The following is a 9052-nucleotide window of genomic DNA, read 5'->3' as shown; positions in this document are numbered from 1 at the left end:
GCCGCCGCCTTTGCTTCGTATTGCGATCCATAGATGTCCAGCTACCGTTAGCTGGACATCATCGATCGATCGTTGCTCTGATAACAGGGTGGGATCGGCAGCCGCTTACGTAGAGGTCGTCGTAGGCGTAGTCGATGCGCTCACCGCAAACCACTACGCCGTGGTTGGCGAGGAAGGCCACATCGGCTCCCCGCATGGCGCGTGCGATGCGCTCGCCCTCGGCGTTGTCCAGCGCCAGGCCGTTGTACTCGGCGTCCAGCGCCACGCGGCCATGAAAGCGCATGGCGTTCTGCGACAGGCAACTGTCCAGCATGCCGTCCTCAGTCAACGTCAGTGCGGTCGAGTAGGGCATGTGGCTGTGCAGCACCACGGCCTTGCCGCACAGGCGGTGGATGGCTGCGTGGATGAACATGGCCGTGGGCTCCACAGAGTGGCGGCCCGCCAGGCGCTCGCCATGTACGTCCACCATGACGACGTCATCGGCCTGCACCTCCGACCAAAGCAGGCCACGCGGGTTGAGCAGGAAGCGGCCGCTGCCATCGGGCAGTTCCACGCTGAAGTGGTTGCAGACGCCTTCGGCCAAGCCATGGTGGGAGGCGGCGCGAAGGGCCAGCGCCAAGTCCTCGCGCAGCCTGGTGACCGAGGGGCTTTTGAAGTCGTCAGCATGCATCGTGAGGCTCCTCAATGGTTCAAGTCCTGCACGGCCGATGAGGCCGCGTCGCGGTGGCATTGTGCAGCCAACGCGCTGGCCGGCCGGCTCACTCGTTCACGGCGACAGCGCCGTGTCCCAGGAACTGACGAAGCCGGTCGGATTTGATGTCGTCGGAAAACTGCTTCGGTGGGCATTTCATCGTTTGATTGCCAACGCCGATCACGACCGGCTCTACCATCGTGAAGGTGATAGCGCCAGCAAGTGCCGCGTCGATGGCGTTTTCCGCCGCGGGTGAAGGCAGCGGTGGCCGCGGCGTGAACCGTCGGCGCAGGTCAGTCGCCGCTCGTCTCCAACCCTCGGAAACATGAGGGTTGCATCTCCAGATGGTTGTGATCAGGCAAGTCGCATTGCAGGTCGTTTTCGAGACTGTGAGCGGCCCTTCATCCTGTCTCCCGTCTTCATGCGCATGCGCTTCAGACGACAGCGGGTATCGCGTGAGGTCGATTGCGTGAAGGTCTCAGCTCCCAGCGCGTCCAAGACCGCAGCTGTCGCATCGACCAGTGCATCGCCTTCAGGCATTGTGCAATTGGCCGGGGAAGCACCCTCTACGTCGCGCGCCGAGAACGACCGATGGCGTTCTTACACCACTGGTCGCTTTCGCTGCGAACGACTCCCGCCTTGGTTCAGTTGTCGCGTCAAGTCTTCGCTTGCTATTGAGACGAGAACGGAGCGGAAGCTCGCCAGCTTCGCCCGCCCTCGAGCTAGTGGAACAATTCGGTGTAGGAAAGAATTCCGCGCCCAATTCCGCCTGCAGCGAGAACCCCGCCCTGGGATAGCAACGTTGCAGTGTGCTGTTCGCGCAGTTGCTCAAGACCCCCGACTTGCGACCAGCTTCCGGTTGCAAGGTCGTAAAGCTCGGTCACGAACAAGTCGCTGCCATCGGTACCGCCAGCCACCAGCACTCGCCCGCTGGCCAGGAGCGTGGCGGTATGGAAATCACGGGCCTGTCGCAACCTGCCTGTCATGGACCATGTACCCGATGCCGGATCGTAAAGCTCGGAGGTTGCGAGCGCGTGCGAGCCATCGAATCCTCCGACGGCGAGCACCCTGCCGTCGGTGAGTTGCGCAGCAGCATAGGCGTTGCGCGCCTGGCTCATGCTGCCGGTCGGCGACCAGGTGCTCGTCGCGGGGTCATAGAGCTCGGCCGAGGCCAAGGCGCCGCCGCCAACATCTTCTCCGCCGGCCACCAGGACCTTGCCATCTGGAAGCAGGGTGGCGGTGTGCTGCTTTCGCGGCTGGCCGAGGCTGCCCGTCAGCGACCAGGTCCCCGTGACAGGATCGTAGAGTTCGGCAGAAGACAGTGCGCCCAGACTTCCGCCCTGGCCCTCGCCACCCGCTACCAGCACGCGGCCATCGCGCAGCAGCGTGGCCGTTTGACTGTCGCGCTGCTGACCTAGGCTTCCGGTCTGCGACCAGCTACCCCTGATCGGGTCATACAGTTCCGCCGAAGAGAGCGCATTGCCTCCACCTGTGCCGAATCCTCCAGCCACCAGAACCCGACCGTCCGGCAGCAGTGTGGCGGAGTGCGCTTGCCTGCTGCGCGCGAGGTTGCCCGTCCGTGTCCAACTGTTCGCGGATGGGTCGTACAACTCGGCGGAGGACAGCGCCTGCTTCCTGTTTCCTGCTGCCACCAGGACGCGTCCATCGCGCAACAACGTGGCTGTATGCCGGAAGCGCCCCTGATTCATGGCATCGGCGGGCAGCCATCCGCCGACCTGAGCCGGGGCCACTGTGATAGTGATCTGCGCGGTGACGCTGCCGGCGCTGTTGCTGGCGGTCACGAAGAACGTCGTCTGGGCCAGTTCAGTAGTGGGCGTACCGCTGATGACCCCTGATTGCGTGTTCAGGCTCAATCCTGCCGGCAGCGCTGGGGAGATCGAGAACTGGGTGATCTCGCCCCCAGAGTAGGCGGGCTCGTTGTACGCGATGGGCACGCCGATGATGTATTCGGGCAGGTGATCCACATAGACGAGGCCGACCGGTGGCACGGCCACTGCGGCTACTTCGATGGTCAGCATTGCCTGGACGCTGTCCACGCTGTTGGCGCCGGTCACCGTGTAGACCGCCGCCGCGGTCACTGCCGTAGGGACGCCGGTAATGACGCCTGTCTGCGGGTCGATGGCGAGGCCAGCTGGCAGTACAGGTGAAACGCTGTAGTGCGTGATCTCGCCACCCGTGCTGATTGGCGTGTTGGGCGTGATGGTGGCGTTGGCCGGATAGACGATCGACCGATCCAGGTAGTCCAGGCCGTCTGGCGCGATGGGCGCATCCTTGACCTCGATCTCGACCCGCGTCGTGGTGCTGCCCGCGGCGTTGCTCGCGGTGACGGTGTAGACCGTCGCATGGCTGACCCCGGCAGGGGTGCCGCTGATCGTGCAGTTCTGGGGATCGAGGCTCAGGCCAGAAGGCAGTGGCGGAGACACGGAGCACTGGGTGATGGCGCCCCCGCTGTTGCTCACGGTGTCCGGGACAACCGGAACGCCCACGGCATAGATCGGCGATTCGTCGCGCTCGACCAGGCCGGCTGGAGGCGTCGGACTGCCGCTAACAATGTCATTACTGCCCCCGCCGCTGCAACCCGTCAGGGTGGTCGCCAGAGGCACAAGCACAGTTGCAAGCCAGTGCAGCTTCGCCATTTCGGACTCCCGCCGAATAGTTGACGGGATTATTCCATCACTTGGCGGGGAGGCCGCCTGTGCGGGTGGGGCCTCGCCGAGTTGCTGCGACCTGGCCTTGTAGGCAGCGCTGCGATGGCGCCGACGCTGGCGCCGCGCACATTGATGCATCAGCTGCAGTCGGACTACGCGAAGTTGTCGCGCAGCACCTGCACGACGAGCTTGCGATGCTTCCAGAATAGATCGTGAATGCGCGGAACCAGCAGCCGCAGCGCTTCGGGCGAGGCACCCTCGAAAGTAAACACGGCGGCGGGGCGAGAGCCGTCGCCGGACACTCGCTCGATCGCATCAAAGGTGGGGAAGCCGTACTTCGTGAGCAGCTCCTGCAACTCTTCGTCCGAGGTGTCGGCCTCGATGTTTCCTATCCAAAGGCGTCCCATGCAGATCTCCTTACCTTGCTCAATCGTGTTGAGGTCCTAACGTGGGACCCGCGCCGGCGACTATGTTCTCAGACCACGTTTCGCTCCTGCAACCCTCTTCTTACGCAGCGACGGTTTCGACGCGAGTCACCTTCTGGTCGACCCCTCGAGTCAACGATCGAGTGCTGGTTCCTCGCGCCTAGCCACCCATTGCGAGGCGGTCATGCCGTACCGTCCGCGGAACCAGCGCGAGACTCGGCACCTGAAGCAAAGCCGAGCAGATCCCCGACTTGGTAGAGAGTTAGCACGCCGCCCACGAGGTAGGTCTCTGCCATCTCGGCACGCACGTCATCGATAAGCGTCGATACGCTCTCACCGGCGTAGGCCAACTGTCGGTTCAGGGTGCGCCTGTGTGTGCCGAGCTGTTGAGCGACACGCTCGACGGAGCATTCTCCGCTCGGAATCAATACTCGCACGATCTGACGCACGCGGTCGCGCGGCTTGTCTCCCGGTTCGATGAGCTGCTGGTCGAGCCGGCGCTTAAGCGCAGCGCCAAGCTCTGGATCCGCTGATTCAATTGGCAGGTCAAGCGCCCGGCTGCGACACACGATGGCGTCGAAAGAGTGCGTGAAGTCGATCCTTGCGCCGAGTACACGGTTGTGAACTTCAAGGCTACTCGGCCTTCCATGGCAGAAGCAAATACTGACGGGATCAAAGTTCTCGCGCGCGAGCGCACGCAGCGTGCGAAGTGTGATGGCCGCCCCCATCTCGATGCCCTGGCGGGAGTGTGCAGGCTTGCGCAGTTGCAGTTTTACGCGAATCAGCGTGAATTCGCCCATGTTGTCGAGGTTCAAGCCCAGGCCGCCATTCTGGAGGCACATGTATCGAGCCAGCGATTCGAGGGCAGCGCGCAGCGTAGGCTCCTCACGCACCACCGCTGCGAGCACGCCAAGATTGCTCAGGCGCCGCCCTTCGGCAAGCAGGAGTCCAAAGGCCTCCTGATTCGACCGGCGCGCAGATTCTTCGAGCAGCTTGGCGACGGAATCGACGCTGACCAGGGTGTCGGGATTCGCGAGGAGCTCAAGGGGCAGGCCTGCTTCCTTCACCATGCGCATCGGGTCGAGTCCCACTGACCGTGCAAGGATTTCGTATCCGGCCAGCGTGGCGCCCCGGGTCAAACTGATCCTGCGCTTGTGAATCACAGCGACTTGAGGCATCGTGCTCGTCCATGTCGGCGAGCAGCTTAGCGCCGGGAAGTCGAGGGACGCCAGGGCGATTGAGATCGCCGCGCACATTTGGAGTGGAACCTCCATGGTGAGCTACGGCTTTTCCAGAGTGGCGAGTGCGTACTGGAGGCAACGCATCGGCGCGGCCGCAGTGACGCTATGGGGGTGCATCTGCGCGCTGGCACAGAATCTTGTGCCGGCGTTTGCGGGCGCGATCGCCATGCCGACGCCCGCTGCAAGTGCCGGTGCCCGCCATCAACGGCAGGCTGCGCCGCAACCCAATCCCGAAAGTGCGCAGACTCTGCTCCGGCGCGGTCGAGAAGCGCTTCAGGCCGGGGATCGCTACGCGGCGCTCGCCGCCATCGCGCAGGCCCACCGCCTGAAGCCGGACGACACCGAGATCGCGCAGGCCCTCGCCGATGTGCTGATGGAACTGGGCGCACCCACCGCCGCTGCCGACGCGCTGGGCGCGCGCGCCGACCTCGGCGTGCGCAGCCGTGTCGCCGGGCAGCACGTGCGCTGGGCCACGCTGATCGAACCCCTTCCGCCCGACCCGCGGCGGCGTTTCGACGACATCGATCCGGCGCTGGCCCGCCTCGACGCATTGCTGGCCGAAGCGCGTGCCGCCGATCCGCCGGATGCCGGCCTCCTCATCCGCCTGCAGCGCGACCGCGCAGTGGCGTTGCGCCGCCGCGAACGCTGGCAGGACGCACTCGACCAGGTCGGGCAACTGCGCGTGGCGGGCGATGGACCGCCGGTCTTCGTTCTCGAGGCCGAGGCCGATTCATTGCTCGCGCTGCGTCGCCCCCAGGATGCGCGGCGCGCCTATGAAGAAGCATTGCAGCGCCTCTCTCCCGCCGAGCGCGACGACGAGGATGGCCCGTGGCGGTCGCTCATGGCGGGGCGTGCCTATGCCGAAGAGGAAAGCGAGGACTTCGACGCCGCCTTCGCGACCGTCGATGCGCTGGTGGCGCGGGCGGGACCGCCCTGGCGCGTCGATGGCGCGCTGCAGACGCCGCGGCCCAACGACCGGTGGCTCGAAGCGCAGGCCTTCGATGCCGCGTTGCACAGCTACGCAGACATGCCCGCAGCTGCATGGGCGCGCATGGAGCCGCTCGCGCTGGGTGTGCCGGCCTTGCCATGGCTGCGGGCGCAGTCCGCCGACATCGAGGCGCAGCGCGGCTGGCCACGCCAGGCGGAGCAGGACATCGACATCGCCGCGGCCATGGCGCCCGAGGACTTCGGCATCCGCGTCGCGCAGGTGGATTCGGACATCCGGCGCCATCGCCTGCTGCGCGCCGACGAGCGCATGGCGCCGGTGCTCGAACAGGGCGGCGACATGCCGCGCGTGCAGCAGGTCAAGCGCGAGCTCGACGCTGAAATGGGTCCGAGCGTGCGCTTCGAACTGGGTGGAAGGGACACCTCGGGCCAGGCCGTTCGCGGTCCCGGCAACGGCATGGACGCGAGTCTCGAAGTCCAGTCGGCCACCATCGCCGGCACGTGGCGACTCATCGGACTGGCCGACAACGACACCGATTCGGTGGAGGAGGGCCGCGCCACGCGGCGACGCCTCGGCGGCGGCGTGCAGGGGCGCTGGCCCGACTGGAAGTTCGTCGCACTGGCATGGGCGCAGGACGGATCGCTCAGTACGAGCGGCGGCTCCCTCGCTGCGCAGTGGGAGCCCACCGATCGATGGACCCTGCAGGCGGATGCCGCCAGGCATTCGCCCGACACGCCCTTGCGAGCCGATCTGCACGGCATCACCGCGGACTCCGTGCGCGGCGGCCTCCGTTATGCCTGGAACGAATCCCTGGGCGCAGGCCTCCAGCTGCAGCACATGGACTTCAGCGACGGCAACAACCGCCAGCAGGCGACCGTCGACGGCGTGGTCAGGCTGATCGACCGCCCTCATCTCGATGTCTCCCTCAAGCCGCGCATCGAATGGCAAAGCAACAGCCTGGCGGCGACGCCGTATTTCAGCCCGAAGGAATCATGGCTCGGCTCCGTCGAGGCGCAGGTGGAACATGTGATGTGGCGCATCTACCAGCGCACGTTCGTGCAGCGCCTGAGCCTGACGCTGGGCGTCTTCGAGCAAACCTTCTTCGGCAGCCACCCGGTCGGCGGCGTGGCCTACGAGCAGGGCTGGCGCCATGATCCCTGGACCGAGGTGACGTGGGGCCTGGCGTGGACGAGCATGGTGTACGACGGCAGCCGCGAGCAGGCGCTGCGCGGTTACGTCAAGTTCGAGCACAGGTTCGGAAGATGATCGAGCACCGGGCCACCCATGCCGCGCTCCGTGCCCTGGCACGTGTGCTGCTGGCGTGCCTTTGCATTGCCGCCACGCCCGCCTTCCCACAGCAGCAGGCCGCCACGCGGCCGCGCGATCCGCCGTCGAGCTTCGTGGCCTTTGCCTTTCATGACGTGGTCGACGCGGCGAAAGAACTGGACGACGACGGGGTCACTGCCGATCGACTGGTCGGCTTCTTCGACTGGCTGCGCGGCAACGGCTGGACCCCGGTCTCGCTCGACGACATCGCGCGTGCGCGGCGCGGCGAAAGGCCCTTGCCAGCCAGGGCAGTGCTGCTCACCTTCGATGACGGCTATCGCAGCCTCTACACCCGCGTCTACCCACTGGCGCTGGCCTACGGCTATCCGATCGTCTCGGCGCTGGTGGGCGAATGGATGAATGCACCGCCAGGCGCCATGGTCCGTTATGGCGACCGCGACGTGCCGCGCGAGCACTTCATCGACTGGAACCAGGCGCGCGAGATGCAGCGCTCGGGCCTGGTGGAATTCGCGTTGCACACGCAGTCGCTGCATGGCGAAGCCATCGGCAATCCGCAGGGGAACACCATGCCCGCGGCCGTGACACGCAGCTACACGCAAGGTGCCGGCTATCAGAGCGAAGCGGCGTTCGTGCAGGCGCTTCGCGCCGACCTGGAGGCCGGGCGAGCGCTCATGCAGCGCGAACTGGGGCGCGCGCCGCGCGCGCTGGTGTGGCCCTATGGCCGGTACAACGCAACCGGCATCCGGGTCGCCCGCGAGCTCGGCTTCGAGTTCGCGCTTGCGCTGGACGTCGGCGCTTCGTATCTGGCCGATCCGATGCGCATCGCCCGCTATCTCCCGACTTACAACCCGTCGCTCGCGGACCTGACACGCAATCTGCAACCCGACCCGAACGGCAGGCGGATCGACCGGCTCGTCTGCCTCGATCCGGAGGGGCTGTGGCGTGGCGATGCGGACGCGAGCAATGAGGCACTGGGAAGCGCGATCGAACGCGCGAGGGTTTTGGGGGTGACCGCGCTCATCGTCGATGCCGTGCGCCGGGATGCGCAGGGCCGCCTTGTCGCGGCCTGGTTCCCGACGTCGGAGCTGCCCCTCGCGGGCGACTGGCTCTCACGCATCGCGTGGCAGATGCGCACCCGGGCGGGCGTGAAGGTCTATGTCCGGCTGCCCCACCGGGCGGCGCTCGCGACGCTGGGCGACGAGGCTCGCGTACAGCGCCTTTATGCGGACCTGGGCGGGATGGTGCCGCTCGATGGCTGGCTGCTGGAAGACGCCGACGCTCCCGCATCCCCAATGCGCTTCGCCGATCCGCCGCCGCTGTATGAGCATCGGCCGGGCATTCCGCCGAGCCGGTCCGCATGGGTCCAGCGCGTGCGTCGGCAGTCCATGCAGGCTGCGCCTGACAGTGCAGCGAACCCCGATGCCCTGGGCTGGCAGGCATTCGCGCGGCTGGACTCGGCCCGACCGGGGCTGGAGTTGGTCTGGCTCGCGCCGGCCGGAACGAGCACACCGCATCCGCTGGCGGACATCAGCCTGGTGCCCGTGGCGTTCGATGAGGCGCTTGCCGAAGATCGACTGGCGGCCATCGACCCCCGGATGACGTACTGGTTCACCGGCGACGTGCCACCCGACGCGCAAGCGCTCAAGCGGACCGCGCTCGCCTACCAGACACGGGGCGCCGTCTCGATCGGCTGGTGTCCCGACGATCCCTCCGGCGATCTGCCGAACGCCGCCATCGCGGCCCCGGGCGTTTCCGCCGCCGAGTTCCCGCTGCGGCGCTGATCGCAGTCACCC

Annotated in this window: 7 protein-coding genes; 3 read left to right on the top strand and 4 right to left on the bottom strand. The window is 66.5% G+C overall.

Annotated elements, in window-relative coordinates:
* Positions 1-58: 58 nt before the first annotated feature.
* Positions 59-670, bottom strand: a complete 612-nt coding sequence (locus WKW77_RS32900; RefSeq protein WP_340361095.1) for an aldolase — start codon at positions 668-670, stop codon at positions 59-61.
* 112 nt (positions 671-782) lie between these two features.
* Between WKW77_RS32900 and WKW77_RS32895 the strand changes: the two genes are divergently transcribed.
* Positions 783-947 (top strand): hypothetical protein, encoded by a 165-nt coding sequence (locus WKW77_RS32895; RefSeq protein ID WP_340361094.1) that lies wholly within the window; start codon positions 783-785, stop codon positions 945-947.
* Between the two features lie 466 nt (positions 948-1413).
* Here the strand turns inward: WKW77_RS32895 and WKW77_RS32890 are convergent, their stop codons facing one another.
* The 3 genes from WKW77_RS32890 to WKW77_RS32880 all read right to left on the bottom strand — a co-directional run bounded on the left by WKW77_RS32890 (position 1414) and on the right by WKW77_RS32880 (position 5059).
* On the bottom strand, positions 1414-3348 hold the full coding sequence (locus WKW77_RS32890; protein ID WP_340361093.1) for a putative Ig domain-containing protein: 1935 nt from the start codon (positions 3346-3348) through the stop codon (positions 1414-1416).
* 164 nt (positions 3349-3512) lie between these two features.
* A complete protein-coding gene (locus tag WKW77_RS32885) occupies positions 3513-3767 on the bottom strand; it encodes an RNA-binding protein (RefSeq protein ID WP_340361092.1) in 255 nt (84 codons plus the stop codon).
* A 200-nt stretch (positions 3768-3967) separates the two neighbouring features.
* Positions 3968-5059 (bottom strand): AraC family transcriptional regulator, encoded by a 1092-nt coding sequence (locus WKW77_RS32880; RefSeq protein WP_340361091.1) that lies wholly within the window; start codon positions 5057-5059, stop codon positions 3968-3970.
* On the opposite strand from WKW77_RS32880, the gene pgaA reads away from it, so the two are divergent.
* Positions 5058-7238 (top strand): poly-beta-1,6 N-acetyl-D-glucosamine export porin PgaA, encoded by a 2181-nt coding sequence (gene pgaA / locus WKW77_RS32875; RefSeq protein WP_340361090.1) that lies wholly within the window; start codon positions 5058-5060, stop codon positions 7236-7238. The two genes, WKW77_RS32880 and pgaA, sit on opposite strands and share 2 nt — an antisense overlap.
* Positions 7235-9040, top strand: a complete 1806-nt coding sequence (gene pgaB, locus WKW77_RS32870) for a poly-beta-1,6-N-acetyl-D-glucosamine N-deacetylase PgaB (protein ID WP_340361089.1) — start codon at positions 7235-7237, stop codon at positions 9038-9040. The genes pgaA and pgaB overlap by 4 nt, the downstream gene beginning before the upstream one ends.
* Positions 9041-9052: the final 12 nt, after the last annotated feature.

The sequence above is a fragment of the Variovorax ureilyticus genome, from assembly GCF_037889935.1.
Taxonomy (GTDB): domain Bacteria; phylum Pseudomonadota; class Gammaproteobacteria; order Burkholderiales; family Burkholderiaceae_C; genus Variovorax; species Variovorax ureilyticus.
This window is presented reverse-complemented; position numbering and strand designations above follow the sequence as displayed.